The organism is Nocardioides hwasunensis (genome assembly GCF_014779665.1).
Lineage (GTDB): Bacteria > Actinomycetota > Actinomycetes > Propionibacteriales > Nocardioidaceae > Nocardioides > Nocardioides hwasunensis.
On record NZ_JACXYY010000003.1, the window covers coordinates 163,240 to 183,482 of the forward strand.

Here is a 20,243-nt window from a genome sequence, read left to right on the forward strand (position 1 = left end):
CTCACATCTGTGGCCGGAAGCGCCGCCCGCGCAGCGCCTCCTCGACCAGCCCCACCTCGCGGCGTACGCCGAGGAGCCGGGCGTCCTCGAGCTGGAAGGTCTGCACCGCCGCCTCGACGACCGCTGCGGTCGTGACGTCCTTGAGGTCTCCGCGGATCTCGCTCAGGCCCCGTCGGGTGGCCTGCTGCTGTGCCTCGACGTGGAGCACGGCGAAGCGGGCCAGGACGACGACGTGTCGGCGCAGCCCGGGGAAGCGGCGGTAGTCGGGCGGGCAGAGGTCGAGCAGCCAGCTGGCCGCGGTGGCCTCCCAGTCGGGCGCGTCGGGCGGGCGGACCTGGTGCGGCCAACCCGCAGGCGCGACGCCCGGGTGCCCCGGCGGCGGTGTGGGCCGCTGGCGCGGTTGAGGAAGCGGGAACACCGCCCCAGTCTATCGAACACCTGTTCGATGCGATGGGTCGACGCCGGAGGTCGGACCTCGAACGGCGCACCCATGGCCGCCACGCTAGCGCCCGACGCGCTCGCGCATCCCCGCCGCCAGGCCACTGATGGTGAGCGCGTCGACGACCCCACCGGCGTACGTCGCCACCCGACGGCGGCGTACGGGACCGAGCCGGAGGCGCAGGTGCACCCGGGTGCCGCCGTCCGGCGTCGGCAGGACGTGCAGGCACCAGGTGAGGTCGGTGCGGCCGCGGCGCGAGGGTGGGACGAACCGCTCGACGCTCCTGGGCAGGTACCACCCGGCGCGTCGCTTGCCGAGCTGCACCAGCCAGGGCCACACGTCGTGCGGCGGTGCGGCGAGGTCGAAGCCGCGATCCATCACGACGTCGGCCGTCACCAGGTCGTCGCCGGGCAGTTCGTGCGCGTGCCCCGCCACGGTCGCACGCGCCCAGTCCACGGTGACGTCAGCCCTCGAGGAAGGACCAGCGCACCTCGCGCCGGGCGTTGTCGACGTTGAGGTCGACCAGACAGATGCTCTGCCAGGTCCCGAGCGCGAGGCGTCCGCCGAGCACCGGCACCGTGCAGTGCGGCGGCACGATCGCGGGCATCACGTGCGAGCGGCCGTGGCCGGGAGAGCCGTGCCGGTGCCGCCACCGGTCGTCGGCCGGGAGCAGGTCGCCGAGGGCGGCCAGCAGGTCGTCGTCCGACCCGGCGCCGGTCTCGATGATCGCGATGCCCGCGGTCGCGTGCGGCACGAAGACCTGCAGCAGACCGTCGCCCCCACCGCTCACGAAGTCGGCCGCGTCGCGGGTCAGGTCGAGCACGACCTCGTCGCCACCGGTGCGGTAGGTGCGGGTCTCGCTGCGCACGTCAGTCCGCCAGCGCCTGGTCGATGCGCTCGACCTTCGCGGCGAGCTGGCCGTCGTAGCCCGGGCGGATGTCGGCCTTGAGCACGAGCCCGACGCGCGGGGAGACGGCCGAGACGACCTCGACGGCCTGCTTCACGACGGCCATCACCTCGTCCCACTCCCCCTCGATGTTCGTGAACATCGCGTTGGTCTCGTGGGGCAGTCCCGACTCACGGACCACTCGTACGGCGGCTGCGACCGCCTCGGTGACCGATCCGCTCGGGTCCTGGGCGACGGGTGAGATCGAGAAGGCAACCAGCATGATCACGAGGCTAGTCGCCCCGGTGCAGGGCACCTCTTCGGGTGGCCCGACCCATCCGCAGGCGTGCCTACGTTCGAAGCACTCACAACGGCCCGTACCTACGGGCTCTCGAGGAAGGATGACCACATGCCCGATGTCACCGCAAGCTCCGGACTCCTCAGCAGGACGAAGGTCCACGTCGACGATTCGGGTGGCTCCGGACGCCCCGTCGTCCTGATCCACGGCTGGCCGCTCTCCGGCGAGTCGTGGAGCGAGCAGGTCGGCCCGCTGCGCGATGCCGGCTACCGGGTCGTCGCCTACGACCGCCGCGGCTTCGGGCGCAGCGACAAGCCGTCCAAGGGCTACGACTACGACACGCTCGCCGACGACCTCGACAGCGTGCTCACCGAGCTCGAGCTGACCGACGTCACGCTGGTCGGCTTCTCGATGGGCGGCGGCGAGGTCGCGCGCTACGTCGCCAAGCACGGCGAGGACCGGATCCACTCTGTCGTGTTCGCCGCAGCCGTGCCGCCGTACCTGATGAAGACCGACGACAACCCCGATGGTCCCCTCACCGAGGACGCGGCCGGCGAGATGGAGCAGGGCCTCAAGGACGACCGCGCGACCTTCTTCGACGGGTTCACGACGGACTTCTTCTCCGCGGGCGGCGAGCTGAAGGTGACCGAGGAGCAGCGACAGCAGGCCATCGCCCTGTGCCACCAGAGCGACCAGACCGCCGCCCTCGGCTGCATGGAGGCCTTCGGGACCACCGACTTCCGCGACGACCTGACGAAGGTCACCGTGCCTGCCCTGGTGATCCACGGCGACGCGGACGGCATCGTCCCCGTCGAGGGGTCCGGCCGACGGACGCACGCGGCGATCGCCAGCTCCGAGCTGGTCGTCGTCGAGGGCGCACCGCACGGGTTCAACGTGAGCCACGCCGAGGAGTTCAACCGCTCGCTCCTGCACTTCCTGGAGCGCTGACCTCCACGCAGCACCAACGACCTCAGGCGTTGGCCCCCTGGCCCGGAAGCCCGCCTCCCGGGTCGGGGGTGCCGCCCTCGCAGGAGACCCCGAACTCGGGTGCGGTGTGCCCGTCGCCGTACTCCTCGAGGAAGAGGGCGAGGCGCGAGTCGTCGGCGCCGTCCAGCTGGAGCTGGGCGCCCCACACGGTGATGACCACGGGCGAGGGCAGGCCCTCGCGCGGGGACATGATGCCGTTGTCGGGCAGCACGGACGCCAGCTGGTCGACGTCGTCGGCCGACAGGTCGGGGTCGTGGGTGATCCACGTGGTGCCGTGCTCGAGGTCGTGGACCGCGTTCTCGTCGCGCACCGGCTCGTCGTAGACACCGCATGCCAGCCAGATCGGCGCATGCGCACCGCCCGCAGGCGGGTCCTGGGGGTAGTTGACGTCGTCGGTGGTGTGCGAGCGGTCGGTGATGTCCCACGTCTGCACCTCGGACAGGTCGAGGGCGCGCTGGGCGTCCTCCTCACCCCGGATGGCCCGGTCGACCAGAGGCGCGACCAGCGCGGCACCGAGCACGAGCACGGCACTGGCGGTGGCGAGCACGAGCGGCAGGCTGCGGCGGTGCTCCGTCCCGGCCTCGACGAACTCGCCCGCGGCGCGGGGTGCGGCCAGGCCCCCTGGCTCGACGGGCGGTGCCGGCTCGACCTGCTCTGGCCGCTCGTCGTCGTTCACGGCGTCAGGCTACCGATCGGGGCCATGCGCCGAGGTCGACCCCGCCCTCGGTCGGCTCCCTCCAGGACGCGGCACGGCCGCGCCCAGGGAGCCTGGACGCGGCCGTGTGATGCTCAGCCGACGCGTGCGGTCAGCCGCGCAGGAGGTTGCGCAGGACGTACTGCATGATCCCGCCGTTGCGGTAGTAGTTCGCCTCACCCGGGGTGTCGATGCGCACGACGGCCTCGAACTCGCTGGTCTCGCCGTGCGCCTGGTCGGTGCCGGGAGCCGGCTCGACCTTGACGGTGACCGTCTTGGGCGTGGTGCCGTCGTTGAGCTCGGTGATGCCGGAGATCGAGATGATCTCGGCGCCGGTGAGGCCCAGGTCGTCGGCCGTCTTGCCCGCGGGGAACTGGAGCGGGATGACGCCCATGCCGATGAGGTTCGAGCGGTGGATGCGCTCGTAGGACTCGGCGATGACGGCCTTGACGCCCAGCAGGGCGGTGCCCTTGGCGGCCCAGTCTCGCGAGGACCCCGAGCCGTACTCCTTGCCGGCCAGGACGACCAGCGGCGTGCCGGCGGCCTGGTAGTGCTCGCTGGCCTCGAAGACGCTGGTGACGTCACCGTCGGTGGTGGTGAAGTCGCGCGTGACGCCGCCCTCGGTGCCCGGCGCGAGCTGGTTGCGCAGGCGGATGTTGGCGAACGTGCCGCGGATCATGATCTCGTGGTTGCCGCGGCGCGAGCCGTAGGAGTTGAAGTCGCGCTGGTCGACGCCGTGCTCGGCGAGGTAGCGACCCGCCGGGCTGTCCTTCTTGATCGCGCCGGCCGGGCTGATGTGGTCGGTCGTGACCGAGTCACCCAGCTTGAGCAGCACCCGGGCGGCGACGATGTCGGTGACCGGCTCCGGCTCGTGCGGCATGCCGTCGAAGTAGGGCGCGCGACGGACGTAGGTGCTGTTCTCGTCCCACTCGAACGTGTTGCCCTCGGGCGTGGGAAGCGACTGCCAGCGCTCGTCACCGGCGAAGACGTCCTGGTAGGACTCGTTGAACATCTCGGAGTTGATCGCCTGCGCGATCGTCTCCTCGACCTCGGTCGGGCTGGGCCAGATGTCCTTCAGGAAGACGTCGTTGCCGTCCTGGTCCTGGCCCAGCGCGTCGTTGAACAGGTCGAGGTCCATTGACCCGGCCAGCGCGTAGGCCACCACGAGCGGCGGGGACGCGAGGTAGTTCATCTTGATGTCGGGGTTGATCCGACCCTCGAAGTTGCGGTTGCCCGACAGCACCGAGGTGACCGCGAGGTCGGCCTCGTTGACGGCCGCGCTGACCTCGGGGATGAGCGGGCCGGAGTTGCCGATGCACGTCGTGCAGCCGTAGCCGACGAGGTTGAAGCCGAGCTTGTCGAGGTACGGCGTCAGGCCGGCGCGGTCGTAGTAGTCGGACACCACCTTGGAGCCGGGCGCCAGCGTGGTCTTGACCCACGGCTTGCGCGAGAGGCCCTTGTCGACGGCGTTCTTGGCGAGCAGGGCCGCACCGATCATCACGCTCGGGTTCGAGGTGTTGGTGCAGGAGGTGATCGCGGCGATCGTGACGGCGCCGTGGCCGATCTCGAACTCCTGGCCGTCGAGGCTCACGGTCGCCTTCGCGTCCTTGTCCTCGGTGTAGTCGGCGAGCGCCTTCTGGAAGCTCTCCTGGGCCTTGGTGACCTCGACCCGGTCCTGGGGACGCTTCGGACCGGCGAGCGACGGCACGACGGTGGAGACGTCGAGCTCGAGCTGCTCGCTGTAGCGCGGCTCGGCGCTCGGGTCGTGCCAGAGGCCCTGCTCCTTGGCGTACGCCTCGACGAGGGCGAGCTGCTCCTCGGAGCGGCCGGTGAGGCGGAGGTAGTCGACGGTCTGCTCGTCGATCGGGAAGACGGCGATGGTCGAGCCGAACTCCGGGCTCATGTTGCCGATCGTGGCGCGGTTGGCCAGCGGCAGTGCGGAGACGCCCTCGCCGTAGAACTCGACGAACTTGCCGACCACGCCGTGCTCGCGGAGCATCTCGGTGATCGTGAGCACGAGGTCGGTGGCGGTCGAGCCCTCGGGCAGCTCGCCCGACAGCTTGAAGCCCACGACGCGCGGGATGAGCATGGAGACCGGCTGGCCGAGCATCGCGGCCTCGGCCTCGATGCCGCCGACGCCCCAGCCGACCACGCCGATGCCGTTGACCATCGTGGTGTGGGAGTCGGTGCCGACGCAGGTGTCGGGGTAGGCGACGCCGTCGCGGACCATGACCACGCGGGCGAGGTGCTCGATGTTGACCTGGTGGACGATGCCGGTGCCGGGCGGGACGACCTTGAAGTCGTCGAAGGCACCCTGGCCCCAGCGCAGGAACTGGTAGCGCTCGCGGTTGCGCTCGTACTCGATCTCGACGTTGCGCTCGAACGCCGCCGGGGTCCCGAAGACGTCGGCGATGACCGAGTGGTCGATGACCATCTCGGCCGGCGCGAGCGGGTTGATCTTGGTGGCGTCGCCGCCGAGCTCGGCCATCGCCTCGCGCATGGTGGCGAGGTCGACGACGCACGGGACGCCGGTGAAGTCCTGCATGATCACGCGGGCGGGCGTGAACTGGATCTCCTGGTCGGGAGCGGCACTCGCGTCCCAGCCGGCGATCGCCTTGATGTGGTCGGCCGTGATGTCGGCGCCGTCCTCGGTGCGGAGCAGGTTCTCCAGCAGCACCTTGAGCGAGAAGGGCAGGCTCTCGACGTCGAGGCCCTCACCCTTCACCGCGTCGAGGCGGTAGATCTCGTAGGACTGTCCGTCGACGTCCAGGGTGCCCTTGGCACCGAAGCTGTCCTGACTGGCCATCAGCCACATCTCCTCGGGGAGTTCGCGGGTTCGTGCCCATCCTGCCGTCGCGCGTGAGCGCGGGAAAAGGAAGGCGACCCTAAGTTCCGGTCATGCGATATCTTGACGTCAAGATACCACAGCAGGGACAACGCCCTGGCTACTGTCTCCCGCGTGGCGACCCTCCTCCACCTCAACGGTCCGTCCGGCGTCGGGAAGTCGACGCTCGCCCGCGCGCACGCCGCCGACCACCCCGGCACGCTGCTGTGCGACATCGACGAGCTCAGGTCGTGGGTGTCGGGTTGGGAGGACGACTTCGTCGGCACCGGCGAGGCCGTCCGCGCCACCGCCCTGGCGCTGATGACGGCCTACCTCCGCTCGGGCCGAGACGTGGTGCTCCCCCAGCTCATCGTCACCCCCGCGCAGGTCGCTCGCTTCGAGGCCGCCGCCGCGGAGGCAGGAGCGTCGTACGTCGGCGTGGTGCTGGACGCCGACCCGGATGTTGTGCTGCGCCGGCTGCACGCGCGCGAGGTCACGCCGGTCACCGCGGTGATCTCGCGCATCATCGAGGAGCGCGGCGGTGATGCCCTCGTCCTCGAGGGCCGCCGGCAGCTGCTCGACCTGGCCGCCGCGGAGGGATGGCCCGTCGTCGACACGGGCGATCGCGATGCCGCGCTCGCCGAGCTGGCCGCGCTCGCCGGGCGCTGACTGCGACTCAGCCGATGCCGGCGACCCGGTCGAGGCGCTGCAGCAGGTCGTGGGCCGCGAGCTCGACGTCCTTGTGGCGCCACTCGGCCGCGCGGTAGACGCACGCGATCAGCCCGGTGCGGTGGACCCGCCGGAAGTCGCCGTAGCCGAAGGCGTGCCGCGCCTTGGTCTCGTCGTTCGCGCCCTGGGTGAGGCCCAGGTGCCAGGCGGCGTAGTCCTCCCACGGGTGCCTCTCGAGGTAGGCGTTCTGCGCCTCGGCATCGGGCTGGACGTCGCCCCAGTCGCTGTCGAGGACGTACTGCCGGGCGTCGATGAGCCTGCTCGCGTGGCCGACGGCGGCCGGGTTCACCTCGTAGGTGGCCATGCCCGCCACCCTGCCAGACTCAGAAGCCCAGCACCTTGCCCAGCGCCGAGAAGAAGGCGTCGAACGTCCGCGCGATCGGGTTGCGGGATCCGTCCGCGGTCGCCTTCTGCCAGAAAAGCGGGTGGATCCCGGTGAACTCGTCGTCGACGAGCGGCGTCCGGCCCCACAGGTAGGGCCAGAACACCTCGGTCCGGTTGACTCCTGCGCTCAGGCGGGAGTCGAAGCCCATCACCAGGTTCTGCTCCATCCTTGTGGAGCGGCCCCCGGGGTCGGTGGCCACGACGTCGCCGCTGCCCTGGACGATCAGGCTGCCGGTGCCCGCGAACAGGATGTAGCGCACCTGCCACGTCGCGAAGGACTGGATGCCGAACCGCCAGCGCGTCTCGAGCTCCGGCGTGCCGATCACGCCCACGACGTGCCTCGGTCGCATCACCACGCCCGGGTGGTCGGTGAAGTCGATCCGCATCAGGTACGAGTCGGGATCGCCGGGAGTCGACAACGTCGCCGAGGTGCCGCGCTCGTCACCCGTGACCCGGCTCAGCCCGTAGAGCCCGGCCGCGAAGCTGATGAAGGGCGACGACCAGTCGTAGAGGAGCCGGCCACTGATCCTCCCCTGCACCGGCCGGACGTGCTCCGACCGCGCGGACATCACCTCGCCGTCGGCGAGCTCGACCGTCAAGGTCCGGAGTGCCTCGGACGTGTCGAGGCGGGCCGCCCCCTCCTCGGAACCGGCCGACAGGTGGATGGGCCGGTGTGCCCGCTTCACGGCCGGCATCAGGACGAAGTAGCTGACCACGCGGAGCAGTGCGGGCATGACCAGCGCGAGGAGGGCGACGAGGGCCAGCCACTTCCACGACTTCGCCCACTGGTCCACCACCCATCCCACGCCGGACCCCTGGGCCTGCTCCAGCGTCCGCTCCTCCGCCTTCTTCTGGCCGAGCACCGCCTCCGTGTCCTCGATCTCGCGGTCGGTCGAGGCCAGGTCGCTGCCCTCGCCGAGCCGGGACAGCTTCTCCTGGTTGCTCAACGACGGGTCGGTCAGGATCTCGGCTCGGGCCTCGGCCGTGGCCACGCCGCGCTCAAGGGTGGTCAGCGTCTCGCGCGCCGCCTCGGCCGCGCGTTCCTTGAGCTCGCACGTGTTCGGCACCACCGGCAGGCTCTCGACCAGCTCCCGGAGACGACTGCAGTCGTCAGCCTCCTCGAGCCGGTCCTCGAGCACCGCCTTCTGGTCCGCGACCTTCTGCCTGCTGCTGTCGAGCTCCGTCCCGACGGCGGCCTGTAGTGAGTCGACCGCGGCGCTCCGGCGCTCTTCGGCCACCTCCTTCAGCTGGGCCAGGTCCGTCTCCAGACCTGCGCGCTCCTCCGCGACCTGCTCCAGGCGATCCCGGTCGGAGACGGCTTCGCGGATGGCGGGGACCAGCGCCTGGACGAGCAGGTAGCCGACGAACAGCGACAGCACCAGCACCACGAGCGCGCCGGCCTTCCGCAGCACGAAGCCCAGGACTGCCGAGACGAGACGCACCCGGGCGATCCTAGGGGTCGGACCGGGGGCCGCTCCTCGTGAGCAGCGCGACGCACTCCACGTGGTGGGTCATGGGGAAGAGGTCGAAGGCCCGGATCGCGGTCAGCTCGTAGCCGTGCTCGGCGAAGATCGCCACGTCCCGACCGAGCGCGGCGGGGTCGCAGGCGACGTACGCCACCGCGCGGGGACGGCGGTCGACGACCTGCTCCACGACGGCTCGCTTCGCGCCCTCGCGCGGCGGATCGAGCACGACCAGGTCGAACGGCTCGTCGAAGCCTGCACGCAGCACGTGGTCGGTGGCTCCGCACTCGACGACGGCCGCCTTCAGCGCCGCCAGGTTGGCACGGGCGTGCTGGCACGCCGTGCGGTCGGCCTCGACCGCGACGACGCGGGCGCCCGTGGCGTGGCCGACGAACCGGGCGAACAGGCCGACACCGGCGTAGAGGTCGAGGGCGCGCTCCCCCGCCGTCGGCCGCAGCAGGTCGAGGACGGCCTCGACCAGCACCCGCGGCGCCTCGGGGTGGACCTGCCAGAAGCCGTCGGCCGCGACGCTGAAGGGGTACGTCGCCTCGCCGACCGAGACCTCGTGGGTGACCGGGTCTCGCGACGGGCGCTGCGCGCCCTCCTCGACCACCGGCTGTCCGGTAGGTGCCTGGTGGGGCCGGGCGCCCTCGGCGGCGATCAGGCAGTCGTCGATCGCGACGAGCTCGTGCGAGCGGTGCGCCCGCATCGCCGGGCGACCGTCCGGCAGCGCGGCGTACCTCTGCCGGGTACGCCAGCGCAGGCCGTCGTCGGGACGGCCGGGGACCGGGACGGCCTCGACCTGCAGTCCGGTCACCAGGGGTGAGTCCGCCGCGAGCCGTCCGAGCCGCACCAGCTGCTCGCGGACGACGGCGGTCTTGAGGTCGCGCTGGGCGGGCACGGCGACGTGCTGGAAGTCGCAGCCCCCACACCGACCGGGACCCGAGAACGGGCACGGTGCAGCGACCCGGTCGGGCGAGGCCTCGCGGACCTCCACGGCGTCACCGCGCCAGAACCGGTCGCCATCGGTGCCCTCGGTGATCTCGAGCAGCACCCGCTCCCCCGGCAGCGCGTGGCGCACGAACACGACCCGGGCCTCGGGCTCGGGGAGTCGGACCACGCAGTGCCCGCCGTGGGCGACGGGACCGACCTCGGCCTCGAACCGCTCACCGACCCGCGATCGCCCGCGCGGCTTGCGTGGCCGGTTGCTCCTGCCTTCGCGTCGGCCGCTCACTCGTCGCCGATCTGGCGGCGCGAGGAGCGCGAGCCGACGCGGCCGCGACGCAGGTCACCGGCGAGCACGCGGCCCTCGTTGGCCTTCTCGCGCTCCTGGGCGGCCTGGGACGACCGGAGCTGGTAGGGCACGGAGATCACCATGACGCCCGGGGTGAAGAGGAGGCGGCCCTTGAGCCGCAGCGCGGTCTGGTTGTGGAGCAGCTGCTCCCACCAGCGGCCGACGACGTACTCCGGGATGTAGACCGCGACCACGCCGCGCGGGCTCGCGTTGCGGATCTCCTGGGTGTACTCGACGATCGGGCGCACGACCTCGCGGTAGGGCGAGTGCAGGACCTTGAGCGGGATGTCGAGGTGCCGGTCGTCCCACTCCTCCAGCAGCCGGTTGGTCGCCTTCGTGTCGACGCTGACGTAGATCGCCTCCAGCACGTTGGGGCGGGTCGCCCGGGCGAAGGCGAGCGCGCGCAGGGTCGGCTTGTGGAGCTTGGACGCCAGCACGATGGCGTGCACGCGGGTCGGCATGATCTTGTCCTGCTCGTCGGCCGCGAGCTCGAGCTCGACCCGGGCGTAGTGGCGCCCGATCGCCTTCATCAGCATGAAGAAGAACGCCATCGCGAGGATGGTGATCCAGGCGCCGTGGACGAACTTGGTGATCAGCACGATCACCAGGACGACGGCCGTCATGCCGAGACCGAAGGTGTTGATCGCGCGCGAGCGCAGCATCCGGCGCCGGGCGGCGGGATCGCGCTCGGTGCGCAGGTGGCGGGTCCAGTGCCGGATCATGCCGAGCTGGCTGAGGTTGAACGAGACGAAGACGCCGACGATGTAGAGCTGGATGAGCTTGGTGGTCTCGGCATCGAAGGCCCAGATCAGCAGGATCGACATGGCGGCGAGGAAGACGATGCCGTTGCTGTAGGCCAGCCGGTCGCCGCGCGAGCCCAGGGACCGGGGAGCCAGGCCGTCCTGGGCCAGGATCGAGCCGAGCACCGGGAAGCCGTTGAACGCCGTGTTCGCGGCCAGCACGAGGATGATCCCGGTGACGGTGACGACGAAGTAGAAGCCGGGCGGGAAGTGGTTGAAGACCCCGGCGGCGATCTGGGCGATCACCGGGTGCTGCTCGTAGCTGTCCGGCAACGCGCCACCGGAGGCCGTACGCAGCCGGTCGAGCTCGTGCGGGTCGACGAAGCGGATCGTCATCTGCTTGGCCAGCACGATCACGCTCATCATCATCGAGATCGCGATCAGGCCGAGCATCAGCAGCGTGGTGGCGGCGTTGCGGCTCTTCGGCTTGCGGAAGGCCGGCACGCCGTTGCTGATGGCCTCGACCCCGGTCAGCGCCGCACAGCCCGAGGAGAAGGCTCGCGCCAGCAGGAACATCAGACCGACCTGGGTGAGCGGCTCGTCCCACCCCGGCTGCGGCTCGATCACGAGCTGGGCGCTCTCGGCCTGGGGCAGGTCGCCGGCGAGCAGCCGCAGCAGGCCGTACGCGCACATCCCGAGGATGGCGACCATGAACAGGTAGGTGGGGACCGCGAAGAAGCCGCCGGACTCGCGGACCCCTCGCAGGTTCATCGCAGCGAGGACGATGACGGCGACGATCGCGATCGTCGCCTCGTGCCCGATCAGCCCGTTGATGGCACCTGCGGCGTACTGCGACGCCGAGGAGATCGACACCGCGACAGTGAGCACGTAGTCGACCAGGAGAGCGCTCGCGACGGTCACCCCGGCGTTGCGCCCGAGGTTGACCGTGGCGACCTCGTAGTCGCCGCCCCCGGATGGATAGGCGTGCACGGTCTGGCGATAGCTGGCGACGACCGTCAGCATCACGAGCGCGACGGCGATGCCGATCTTCCACGACCAGACATAGGTCGAGGCACCGGCGACGGCCAGCATGATGAAGATCTCGTCCGGTGCGTAGGCGACCGACGACAGCGCGTCGCTGGCGAAGACCGGCAGGGCGATCCGCTTCGGGAGCAGCGTCTCCCCGAGCTGGCTGCTGCGCAGCTTGCGACCCAGCAGGATCCGCTTCGAGACGTCACCGACACTCACGGTTGGGAAGCCTAGACCCGGCAGCACGGTTCTCCCCGCTGGGATACGGTTCTGGCGTGCACGTCGTGATCATGGGTTGTGGCCGCGTTGGTTCGACGCTTGCCCGGAGCCTCGAGGACCGCAACCACACCGTGTCGATCATCGACAGCGAGCCCGACGCCTTCCGACGTCTCGGACCGGAGTTCAACGGCGACAAGGTCACCGGCTACGGCTTCGACCAGCAGGTGCTGGAGAAGGCGGGCATCCGCCGCGCCGACGCCTTCGCCGCGGTCTCGAGCGGAGACAACTCCAACATCATCGCCGCCCGCGTCGCCCGGGAGACGTTCGGCCTGCAGCAGGTCGTCGCCCGCATCTACGACCCCGGCCGCGCCGAGGTCTACCAGCGCCTCGGCATCACGACGGTCGCGACGGTCAAGTGGACCGCCGACCAGATCCTGCGCCGACTGCTCCCGGCCGGCGCCGAGCCGGACTTCCGCGACCCGTCCGGCACGATCCGCGTCGACCACGTCCCGATCCCGGAGGCCTGGATCGGCAACCGGACGGTCGAGTTCCAGATGCAGTCGCGCAGCCGCATCGCCTGGATCGACCGGCTGGGCGAAGGCATGCTCCCGACCCGGGAGACGGTGCTGCAGGAGGGCGACATGCTCCACCTCGTCATGCGCGAGGAGAACGCCGCCCACGCCTACGCCGTCCTCGAGTCCGGCCCCGAAGCCGACTGACCCCGCCCACCGACCACAGACCCTGAGCCAGGAGCACTGCACACATGCGCGTCGCCATCGCCGGAGCCGGGGCCGTGGGTCGATCGATCGCCCGCGAGCTGATCGAGAACGGCCACCAGGTCCTGCTCATCGACAAGAACCCGTCCTCGATCCGCCCCGAGCGCGTCCCCAACGCCGAGTGGCTGCTGGCCGACTCGTGCGAGCTGTCCTCACTGGCTGAGGCCCAGCTCGGCAAGTGCGACGTCGTCATCGCCGCGACCGGCGACGACAAGGCCAACCTGGTCACCTCGCTCCTCGCGAAGACGGAGTTCGGTGTGCCGCGGACCGTCGGCCGGGTGAACCACCCCAACAACGAGTGGCTCTTCACCGAGGCCTGGGGCGTCGACGTCAACGTCTCCACCCCGCGCATCATGTCCGCGCTGGTCGAGGAGGCCGTCTCGATCGGTGACCTGGTCCGTCTCTTCACCTTCCGCCAGGGCAACGCCAACCTGGTGGAGCTCACCCTGTCCGCGGACTCCCCCTTCGTCGGCACGCCGGCCGGGCTCGTCCCGTTCCCGGACAACTGCGCCCTCGTCACGATCCTGCGCGACGGGCAGGTCTACACGCCCGAGGCGGAGCAGCCGCTGGAGTCCGGCGACGAGCTGCTGTTCGTGGTGCCGGCCGAGGTCGAGGCCGAGCTCGAGCAGCTGCTCTCCCCCGGCCACCACTGAGGGTCGCTCAGGCCGGTGCGGCCTCCGCCGCCACCGGGGTCCGGTTGCGCGAAAGCAGCCACACCATCGAGCCGAGCGCGGCCAGCTGGAGCGGCCAGCCGAGCACGATCTTCAGCACGCCGAGCGCGGCGACCGCGGTGTCGGGGTCGATCGACCCGGAGCTGCCGGCCAGCCAGATGGGTGCCTGGATGGCCACCCGGAGGATGCACGGCGCCACCAGGAGCCAGGTCAGCCGGCTGCACAGCCTCACGATCTGCCGGTCGGAGCGCCACGCCGTCGGGTCGCCGGTGATGCTGCCGACCATGAAACCCACCAGCGGCCAGCGGATGAGGCAGGTGAACGCCAGCACGACGGCGTACCCGCCGTTGTAGAGGATCCCGGGCAGGAAGTAGGCCAGGGCCTGGTCCTGCTCCGAGCCACCCGCTGACGCCGAGCGATGGACGAAGAACCAGCCGATGCCGATCCCGAAGAGAGCGTTGACGACGAACTGCACCGTCGAGCGCTGCACCAGGCGGATCGCCAGCAGCACCAGCGCCGCGCCGATGCTCACGTAGAGCGCGAGCTGGAGGTCGCGCATCGTGAGCCAGGTGGCGGTGAACAGGATCGTCGGGACGGCCGCCTCGGCCATGCCCCGTCGACCGCCCAGGGCCTTGGAGAGCTGCTGGCGCACGACGGCCTCGACGGTGTCGGTGTCAGCGGCCGCCTTCGCGGGCTCGCGAGCCTCGTCGGTCTGGGCCTCGTCAGCCGGCTTCGGGTCCGTCACGGGCGCAGCTCGTAGCGGGGGTTGAACATGAGAGGTACGTCGCTCTGTCGTCCGATGCAGCCCGCCACCACCACCGACCGACCGGGATCGACTCCCGTGATCCGACGGCGGCCCAGCCACACGACGGTGATCACGCCCGAGCCGTCGTCCAGCTCGGCCTCGAGGGCCGGGACGCCGCCTCGCGGGCGGAGCGTCACCGTGCGCAGCACACCGCTCACCACGACGTGCTCCCGCTCGGGAGCATCCGCGATCGCAACGGCCTCGCCGTGGTCGCCGGACTTCAGGGACTCACGCAGGTCCCGCTGGTTCTGGTCGGAGCTGTCCGCCCACTTGGAGAGGGCCTGGCGCAGGCGACTCTTCTCGGCCATGGCTCACCGCACCCGGCGGGCGTCGTCCGGCAACGTCACGGGCAACGGCTCTCCGACCGGCATCGCACCCTCGCCCCGGCGTACGACGACCTGGGCGAGCGCGTCCTCCCACTCCGAGGTCTCCTCCGGCTCGAGGGCCGGGCGGCCGAGGAAGGAGGCGCGCAGCATCCAGCGGTCGCCGTTGATGCCGATGATGCGGGACGGCTGGACGGCGTCGGTGCCGTCGGGACGCTTGACCGGGACCTGGCACAGCAGCTCGGTGCCCCAGCGACCCTCGCGCTCGGTGACCTGGCCTCCGCGACGGACCATGTCCTCCGCGATCTGCGGCCGGACGTCGGACCACAGGTCGCCGTGCCTGGGTGCTGCGAAGGCCTGGAACTCGCACGCGCCGTCGGACCCGGCCAGCATGACCGACCGGACCTGGCCGCTCTGCTCGTCGACCTGCAGGCGGAGCTCCCGATCGGCGATCGCCGGCACGAGGACCGAGCCGAGGTCGGCGCGGTCGATCTCGTCGCCCTCGACCTCCGAGACGTCGAACGGCCCGACACGGGTGTCCGCGGGGGCGTCGGGTGAGGCCTCCTCAGCGGTCGCAGCGGAATCGGTGGCCTCTGCCTTGCGGCGGAACTTCACGTCAGCTTCTCCTTGGTCGCGAACCGGCTCAGGGACGTGAGCCGGTACCTGTAGAACCGTAGCCCCCGGAACCCCGCACCGAGTCCGGCAGCACCCCCACCTCGACGAACCGGGCCCGCTCGAACCGCTGGATGACCAGCTGGGCGATCCGGTCACCGCGGCTCAGCGAGACCGCCTCGACGGGGTCGTGGTTGATCAGCATCACCTTGATCTCGCCGCGGTAGCCCGCGTCCACGGTGCCGGGGGTGTTGACGATCGACAACCCGTGCCGGGCCGCGAGGCCGGACCTCGGGTGGACCAGCGCGACGTAGCCGTCGGGCAGGGCGATCGACAGGCCGGTAGGGACCAGCGCGCGCTCGCCGGGGCCGAGGGTCACGTCGACCGTGGTGTGCAGGTCCGCGCCCGCGTCTCCCGGGTGCGCGTAGGACGGCAGCGGCAGGTCGGGATCGAGCCGGACGACGGCGATGTCGAGGTCGTGATCACGGTCATGGTCGCGGTCATCGTCACGGTCGTGGTCGAGGTCGTGGTCGGGCACGGGAGGTGAATCTATAGGCTCTGCGCCGTGGACTACGCCGAACGCCTCACCGTCCCGCTGCGATGGTGGGCGCAGGGCACGATGCTCGTGGCGTCGTTGTGGCTGGCCCTCGTCGTCGCCGTGCCCGGCATCTTCGCCTGGTCCACGACCGTGGTGGCGCTGGGCCTCATGGTGGCGCTCTTCACCTCCTACGGCCGTGCGCGCGTGGCCGTCGACGGGTCCACCTTCCGCGCCGGTCGGGCGCACATCTCCTTGACGCACGTCGGTGAGGTCACCCCCCTCGACGCGGAGGGCGTACGCCGACAGGCCGGTGTGGACGCCGACGCACGGGCCTACCTGCTGCTCCGTCCCTACGTGAAGCGCGGCGTGCGTGTCGACATCACCGACCCTGCCGATCCCGCGCCCTACTGGCTCGTGAGCTGCCGACGGCCCGATGCGCTCGTCTCAGCCCTGGAGGCGGGGCGGACCGGCTCGACCGCTGGGTAGGGTGGGTCGCATGGCCTCCAAGGACTCGAACAGCAAGTTCTACTCGGCGTTCTCCCTCATCGCCGCCATCGGTGCGGCGGCAGTCGCCAAGAAGGCCCTCAACACCTCCTGGCAGGCCGCGACGGGCAAGAAGCCGCCGGAGAACCCGGCCGACCCCGACGTCAGCATCGGTGAGGCGGTCATGTGGGCGACCCTCAGCGGCACGCTGATCGGCGTGGCCCGGATGCTCGCCACCCGCCGCGCGGCCCACTACTACGCCCGCTCCACCGGTCACCTCCCCGGGCAGCTGCAGAAGGACGGCCAGCGCGCCCGCTAGGCCTGCCGGTCTGTCGGTTGGCCGGTCTGCCGGTCCGGCCTCGCAGGTGCCTGACCTGCGCGAACTGCTCCCGCCGGCTCGACCGCGCCCACCGGAGGCACGCGCCTGCCCGGCAACCCCGGTCGCGCCGCAACGGCGGTCGAGTCTGCGTTGGCCGCCGTTGTCGCGCAGCCTCACCGCGCCACTGGTCGTTGAGTCTCCGAGAGACTCATGGTCCAGACGTGCCGTCGACGCCCGCCGCCACTCGCCAGTGAGTCTCTGAGCGACTCACGGCCCGGACGCGACCTGCGGCCGCTCCCCCGAGTCGTGAGTCCGTCAGCGACTCACCGGCCAGTGGCCGCGGAGGCGGGTACGGAGACGCCGGGCGACGCCATCGCGGGCCACGCAGTGTCCACAGCCCGCCGCTCCGAGGGTCGTGTGGGCCGGTTGTGGAGGACGGCTCTCGGATGTCGGATCGCTGTCGTGGGATGGCGTACGACGCGGTGCGACTGCTCGCGTGACCGACCCGGAGGAGGCACGACCATGAGCCATCCCGACGACCAGGATCCGACAGACATCGACCCGACGACGTGGGACTCGATGGCCAACTGGAGCGAGGAGGAGCGGGAGTACTGGCGGATGGGTCCGTTCCCGGGCGGGATACCGGGGCTCGTACGCCGCATCAGGCGGATCCTCGACGTGTCCCAGCGCGGGCTGGCGGCGCTTCTCGGGGTGTCCCAGTCGGTGGTCGCCCGGTGGGAGACCGCTCGCACCAGTCCGCGTGCGACGGTCCTGGAGCGGCTGCTCCGGATGGCTCGGCTCGAGGTGACCTTCTCCGACGAGGAGACCGGCGAGCAGGTGGAGCCGATGCGCGCCGACGGCGTCAGGAAGCACGGCGGCAGCCGCTACCCCGCGCACACGGACCTGCGGGTGACCGGGTGGTGGATACCGAGGTCGGCGCTGAAGAGGTCGACGATCGAGCGGTTCACCTGGCGGGACCGGTCACGGGCGAGGAAGGACCCGGCGATCAGCTACTCCACGTCGGCGTACTTCAAGGAGCGCGAGCGCACGTTGTGGGGCACCCCCGACGATCACCCCGCGCTCCACCAGCAGGTGGCGGAGGCGATGCACCTCGAGGAGGTGCGCGCGGACCGCCTGCGCGAGCTCCGGGAGCGCGACGAGCGTCGCCTGCGAGGGGATGCGGCCTGAGACGGACACGACACAGCGCCCGTCCCCTTGCGGGGAACGAGCGCTGACGCGTTCGAGGTGGTGCCTTCTCAGATGCCGTGAAACGTCAGATGCAGTCGCGGCAGATGAGCTTCTTCTCATCCGCCAGCTGCGACCGGTGGTGCACCAGGAAGCAGCTCATGCAGGTGAACTCGTCGTCCTGCCGCGGCATGACCTCCACCGCAAGCTCTTCGTGCGAGAGATCGGCACCGGGGAGCTCGAAGGACTCGGCCGCCTCGGTCTCGTCCTCGTCGACCTTGCCGGAGTTCTTGTCGTGGCGTCGGGCCTTGAGCTCCTCGATGCTCTCCTCGCTCTGGTCCTCCTCGGACTTGCGCGGTGCGTCGTAATCGGTAGCCATCGAATCCCTCTCCCCATGCTGTGGCTCGCGTCCGCCGGGTCGCGGCGGAGCTGAGACCAGTTGTGCTCGTCGTCGGCGCCAGATTGTGCACCATGAACAGGCTCCGTGGTGAGCCGGTCCGCGACGTGTCGCATGAACAGTGGGCCACGTCTCGCTATTCCCGCTCGCGAAAGGTGGTTCCGACCACCTGTTCGGGCGATCCCGGACCGCCTCATCGCCGCGACGTCAGGCGAGGAAGCCCGCCTCACGAAGCAGCCCGACGAAGGCGTCCCACCCGTCGGCCGGGGTCGCGACCACGACACTCTCGGCGGGCCAGCCCTCCAGGGCCATCGTGCCGGGCAGGACACCGAACCGACCACCGGCCTCGCGCAGCACGACCGCCGCCGCCGACCAGTCCCAGGGCATCGGGCCCTCCTCGACGTAGGCGTCCCCGGAGCCGTCCGCGACGTGGCAGATGTCGAGGGCCGCCGAGCCGAAGCGACGGATGTCGCGCACCTGCGGCAGCAGCCTGGCAAGGCACGCGGACTGGTGCGCGCGGACCTCGGCGCGGTAGCCGAAGCCGGTGTGGACCAGTCGCTGCCCCACAGGAGTGTCGGGCCGCACGGAGATGGGCTGGCCGTCGCGGGTCGCACCGTGGCCCGTTGCGGCGGCGTACTCGACCGGGGCGCCGATGCCGACCACCGCTCCCGCCACCAGCTCACCGTCACGCTCGGCGGCGACCGAGACCGCGCAGTCACGCAGGCCGTAGAGGTAGTTGACGGTGCCGTCGATGGGGTCGACGATCCACCGCACGCCGCTGGTGCCCGCGTGGTCGTCACCCTCCTCGCCGAGGATCGAGTCGTCGGGGCGCTGCTCGAGGATGCGCCGGCGCAGCAGGTCCTCGACGGCCCGGTCGGCCCTGGTCACGACGTCGGTGCCACTGGACTTGGTGTCGGCGACGTCGACGCCCTCCTCGCGCATCGCACGCGCCAGCACGGCCGCCTCGCGCCCGACGGCGAGCGCGATGTCACGCAGCTCGTCGGGGCCTGCGCTCACGAGTCACGCCCGCACAGGGCCGGGCGAGGCCCCTTGGCGTTGGGGCAGCACCCGACGCCGCACAGGTCTGGCCCGGGCGGCAGGGACCCGACGGCAGGGCGCGAAGGCTCGGCGCCGCGCTCGGCCGCCGCGCGCTCCAGCACGAGGTCGCGCACCATCGCCACGAACCGCGCGTCGGTGCCGGCGGTCGCCGCCCGCACAGCCCGGATCCCGAGCCGCTCGGCCGTCGCCATCGCCTCGGTGTCGAGGTCGTAGATGACCTCCATGTGATCTGACACAAAGCCGATCGGCACCATCACGACCTGGTCGACGCCATCGGTCGCGAGCTCCTCGAGGTGGTCGTTGACGTCGGGCTCGAGCCACGGCGTCGAAGGTGCACCTGAGCGTGAGCAGTAGACGAGGTCGTGCCGGTGCGCGCGCCCCGTCGCCGCGTTGACGCGTCGGGCGACCTCGTCGACCGCGCTGCGGTGCTGCGGAACGTACGCCGGCCTCGGCTGACCGGCCGGGTCCTCGGAACCGCTGGTCTCGGCCATCTCGGTCGGGATGGAGTGCGTGACGAAGACGAGCCGGGCCGAGTCACCGTGGCTGGGGAGCTCGTCGAGGGCCCGCAGGCAGGCGTCCACGACGGGCTCGATGAACCCGGGGTGGTTGTAGTACTGCCGGAGCCGGTCGAGGCGGGGCGCGCCCGGCGTCTCGGCGACGGCGTCGGCGAGGTTCTCGCGGTACTGCCGGCACGACGACCACGACGAGTACGCCGAGGTGGTGAAGACCGCGGCCCGCTGTACCCCGTCGGCCACCATCTGCGCGAGCGCGTCGGCGAGGTAGGGGTCCCAGTTGCGGTTGCCGAAGTAGACCGGCAGGTCGATGCCGTGGTCGGCGAGGTCCTTCTCGATCTCCGTGATCAGCGCACGGTTCTGGTCGTTGATCGGGCTCTTGCCGCCGAAGAGGAAGTAGTGCTCGCCCACCTGCTCGAGCCGCTCGCGCGGGATCCCCCTGCCGCGGGTCACGTTCTCGAGGAACGGCACCACGTCCTCGGGCTTCTCGGGGCCTCCGAAGGAGAGGACCAGGAGGGCGTCGTACGGCGTCACGTCGGGGTGGCCCGGGGGGTTCATGGACGCCAGCGTATGACCT

General features: G+C 71.1%; 24 protein-coding genes. 7 read left to right on the plus strand and 17 right to left on the minus strand.

All coding sequences use genetic code 11. The features are described 5' to 3' along the window. Window position 1: 1 nt before the first annotated feature. From IEZ25_RS07890 to IEZ25_RS07905, 4 genes are all read right to left on the minus strand, one after another. A complete protein-coding gene (locus tag IEZ25_RS07890; RefSeq protein ID WP_191198867.1) occupies window positions 2-418 on the minus strand; it encodes a hypothetical protein in 417 nt (138 codons plus the stop codon). An 84-nt stretch (window positions 419-502) separates the two neighbouring features. Next, entirely contained in the window at window positions 503-895 is a 393-nt protein-coding gene (locus IEZ25_RS07895; protein WP_191198868.1) for a hypothetical protein, read from the minus strand. Window positions 896-902: 7 nt separating this feature from the next. Continuing rightward, on the minus strand, window positions 903-1,307 hold the full coding sequence (locus tag IEZ25_RS07900; protein WP_191198869.1) for a YjbQ family protein: 405 nt from the start codon (window positions 1,305-1,307) through the stop codon (window positions 903-905). A 1-nt stretch (window position 1,308) separates the two neighbouring features. Beyond that, window positions 1,309-1,608 (minus strand): thiamine-binding protein, encoded by a 300-nt coding sequence (locus IEZ25_RS07905; protein WP_191198870.1) that lies wholly within the window; start codon window positions 1,606-1,608, stop codon window positions 1,309-1,311. 126 nt (window positions 1,609-1,734) lie between these two features. Here IEZ25_RS07905 and IEZ25_RS07910 point away from each other — a divergent pair, with 126 nt between their 5' ends. Further along, the gene (locus IEZ25_RS07910) at window positions 1,735-2,571 is read left to right on the plus strand and encodes an alpha/beta fold hydrolase (protein ID WP_191198871.1); all 837 of its coding nucleotides are present in this window, start codon (window positions 1,735-1,737) and stop codon (window positions 2,569-2,571) included. Between the two features lie 22 nt (window positions 2,572-2,593). On the opposite strand, the gene IEZ25_RS07915 is transcribed toward IEZ25_RS07910, so the two are convergent. Together IEZ25_RS07915 and acnA are read right to left on the minus strand one after the other, a co-directional pair. Continuing rightward, window positions 2,594-3,286: a DUF3105 domain-containing protein gene (locus tag IEZ25_RS07915; RefSeq protein ID WP_191198872.1), complete on the minus strand. Its 693-nt coding sequence runs from the start codon at window positions 3,284-3,286 to the stop codon at window positions 2,594-2,596. 130 nt (window positions 3,287-3,416) lie between these two features. Beyond that, window positions 3,417-6,110 (minus strand): aconitate hydratase AcnA, encoded by a 2,694-nt coding sequence (gene acnA, locus IEZ25_RS07920; protein WP_191198873.1) that lies wholly within the window; start codon window positions 6,108-6,110, stop codon window positions 3,417-3,419. Between the two features lie 153 nt (window positions 6,111-6,263). On the opposite strand from acnA, the gene IEZ25_RS07925 reads away from it, so the two are divergent. Continuing rightward, window positions 6,264-6,797, plus strand: a complete 534-nt coding sequence (locus IEZ25_RS07925) for an AAA family ATPase (protein ID WP_191198874.1) — start codon at window positions 6,264-6,266, stop codon at window positions 6,795-6,797. A 7-nt stretch (window positions 6,798-6,804) separates the two neighbouring features. On the opposite strand, the gene IEZ25_RS07930 is transcribed toward IEZ25_RS07925, so the two are convergent. The 4 genes from IEZ25_RS07930 to IEZ25_RS07945 are packed head-to-tail and all read right to left on the minus strand — an operon-like array spanning window position 6,805 to window position 11,986. Further along, the gene (locus IEZ25_RS07930) at window positions 6,805-7,161 is read right to left on the minus strand and encodes a hypothetical protein (protein ID WP_191198875.1); all 357 of its coding nucleotides are present in this window, start codon (window positions 7,159-7,161) and stop codon (window positions 6,805-6,807) included. A gap of 19 nt (window positions 7,162-7,180) precedes the next feature. Then, window positions 7,181-8,683: a hypothetical protein gene (locus IEZ25_RS07935; RefSeq protein ID WP_191198876.1), complete on the minus strand. Its 1,503-nt coding sequence runs from the start codon at window positions 8,681-8,683 to the stop codon at window positions 7,181-7,183. A 10-nt stretch (window positions 8,684-8,693) separates the two neighbouring features. Continuing rightward, window positions 8,694-9,938: a class I SAM-dependent RNA methyltransferase gene (locus tag IEZ25_RS07940; protein WP_191198877.1), complete on the minus strand. Its 1,245-nt coding sequence runs from the start codon at window positions 9,936-9,938 to the stop codon at window positions 8,694-8,696. Continuing rightward, window positions 9,935-11,986: an APC family permease gene (locus tag IEZ25_RS07945; protein WP_191198878.1), complete on the minus strand. Its 2,052-nt coding sequence runs from the start codon at window positions 11,984-11,986 to the stop codon at window positions 9,935-9,937. The genes IEZ25_RS07940 and IEZ25_RS07945 overlap by 4 nt, the downstream gene beginning before the upstream one ends. Before the next feature lie 56 nt (window positions 11,987-12,042). Between IEZ25_RS07945 and IEZ25_RS07950 the strand changes: the two genes are divergently transcribed. Further along, entirely contained in the window at window positions 12,043-12,705 is a 663-nt protein-coding gene (locus IEZ25_RS07950) for a potassium channel family protein (RefSeq protein ID WP_191198879.1), read from the plus strand. Between the two features lie 44 nt (window positions 12,706-12,749). Beyond that, on the plus strand, window positions 12,750-13,415 hold the full coding sequence (locus IEZ25_RS07955; RefSeq protein WP_191198880.1) for a potassium channel family protein: 666 nt from the start codon (window positions 12,750-12,752) through the stop codon (window positions 13,413-13,415). A gap of 7 nt (window positions 13,416-13,422) precedes the next feature. Here IEZ25_RS07955 and IEZ25_RS07960 read toward each other — a convergent pair whose 3' ends face one another. Genes IEZ25_RS07960 through dut form a run of 4 tightly spaced genes read right to left on the minus strand, consistent with a single transcriptional unit; the run spans window position 13,423 to window position 15,642 of the window. After that, entirely contained in the window at window positions 13,423-14,178 is a 756-nt protein-coding gene (locus IEZ25_RS07960; RefSeq protein WP_318152106.1) for a DUF3159 domain-containing protein, read from the minus strand. Then, window positions 14,175-14,546, minus strand: a complete 372-nt coding sequence (locus IEZ25_RS07965; RefSeq protein ID WP_191198881.1) for an OB-fold nucleic acid binding domain-containing protein — start codon at window positions 14,544-14,546, stop codon at window positions 14,175-14,177. The genes IEZ25_RS07960 and IEZ25_RS07965 overlap by 4 nt, the downstream gene beginning before the upstream one ends. A 3-nt stretch (window positions 14,547-14,549) precedes the next feature. Continuing rightward, on the minus strand, window positions 14,550-15,176 hold the full coding sequence (locus tag IEZ25_RS07970) for a DUF3710 domain-containing protein (protein WP_191198882.1): 627 nt from the start codon (window positions 15,174-15,176) through the stop codon (window positions 14,550-14,552). Between the two features lie 28 nt (window positions 15,177-15,204). After that, window positions 15,205-15,642: a dUTP diphosphatase gene (gene dut, locus IEZ25_RS07975; protein WP_318152152.1), complete on the minus strand. Its 438-nt coding sequence runs from the start codon at window positions 15,640-15,642 to the stop codon at window positions 15,205-15,207. Window positions 15,643-15,738: 96 nt separating this feature from the next. Between dut and IEZ25_RS07980 the strand changes: the two genes are divergently transcribed. The 3 genes from IEZ25_RS07980 (at window position 15,739) to IEZ25_RS07990 (ending at window position 17,701) form a co-directional block, all read left to right on the plus strand. After that, the gene (locus tag IEZ25_RS07980; RefSeq protein ID WP_191198884.1) at window positions 15,739-16,197 is read left to right on the plus strand and encodes a DUF3093 domain-containing protein; all 459 of its coding nucleotides are present in this window, start codon (window positions 15,739-15,741) and stop codon (window positions 16,195-16,197) included. 10 nt (window positions 16,198-16,207) lie between these two features. Further along, window positions 16,208-16,513: a DUF4235 domain-containing protein gene (locus IEZ25_RS07985; RefSeq protein ID WP_191198885.1), complete on the plus strand. Its 306-nt coding sequence runs from the start codon at window positions 16,208-16,210 to the stop codon at window positions 16,511-16,513. Between the two features lie 522 nt (window positions 16,514-17,035). Then, the gene (locus IEZ25_RS07990; RefSeq protein ID WP_191198886.1) at window positions 17,036-17,701 is read left to right on the plus strand and encodes a helix-turn-helix domain-containing protein; all 666 of its coding nucleotides are present in this window, start codon (window positions 17,036-17,038) and stop codon (window positions 17,699-17,701) included. 85 nt (window positions 17,702-17,786) lie between these two features. Here IEZ25_RS07990 and IEZ25_RS07995 read toward each other — a convergent pair whose 3' ends face one another. The 3 genes from IEZ25_RS07995 to IEZ25_RS08005 all read right to left on the minus strand — a co-directional run bounded on the left by IEZ25_RS07995 (window position 17,787) and on the right by IEZ25_RS08005 (window position 20,224). Then, a complete protein-coding gene (locus tag IEZ25_RS07995; protein ID WP_056600397.1) occupies window positions 17,787-18,077 on the minus strand; it encodes a DUF4193 domain-containing protein in 291 nt (96 codons plus the stop codon). A gap of 225 nt (window positions 18,078-18,302) precedes the next feature. Beyond that, window positions 18,303-19,112 carry an inositol monophosphatase family protein gene (locus IEZ25_RS08000; RefSeq protein WP_191198887.1) on the minus strand — a complete coding sequence of 270 codons (810 nt, stop codon included), beginning with the start codon at window positions 19,110-19,112 and terminating at the stop codon, window positions 18,303-18,305. Further along, complete coding sequence (locus tag IEZ25_RS08005; protein WP_191198888.1) at window positions 19,109-20,224, minus strand: ferrochelatase; 1,116 nt, start codon at window positions 20,222-20,224, stop codon at window positions 19,109-19,111. The genes IEZ25_RS08000 and IEZ25_RS08005 overlap by 4 nt, the downstream gene beginning before the upstream one ends. Window positions 20,225-20,243 lie beyond the last annotated feature (19 nt).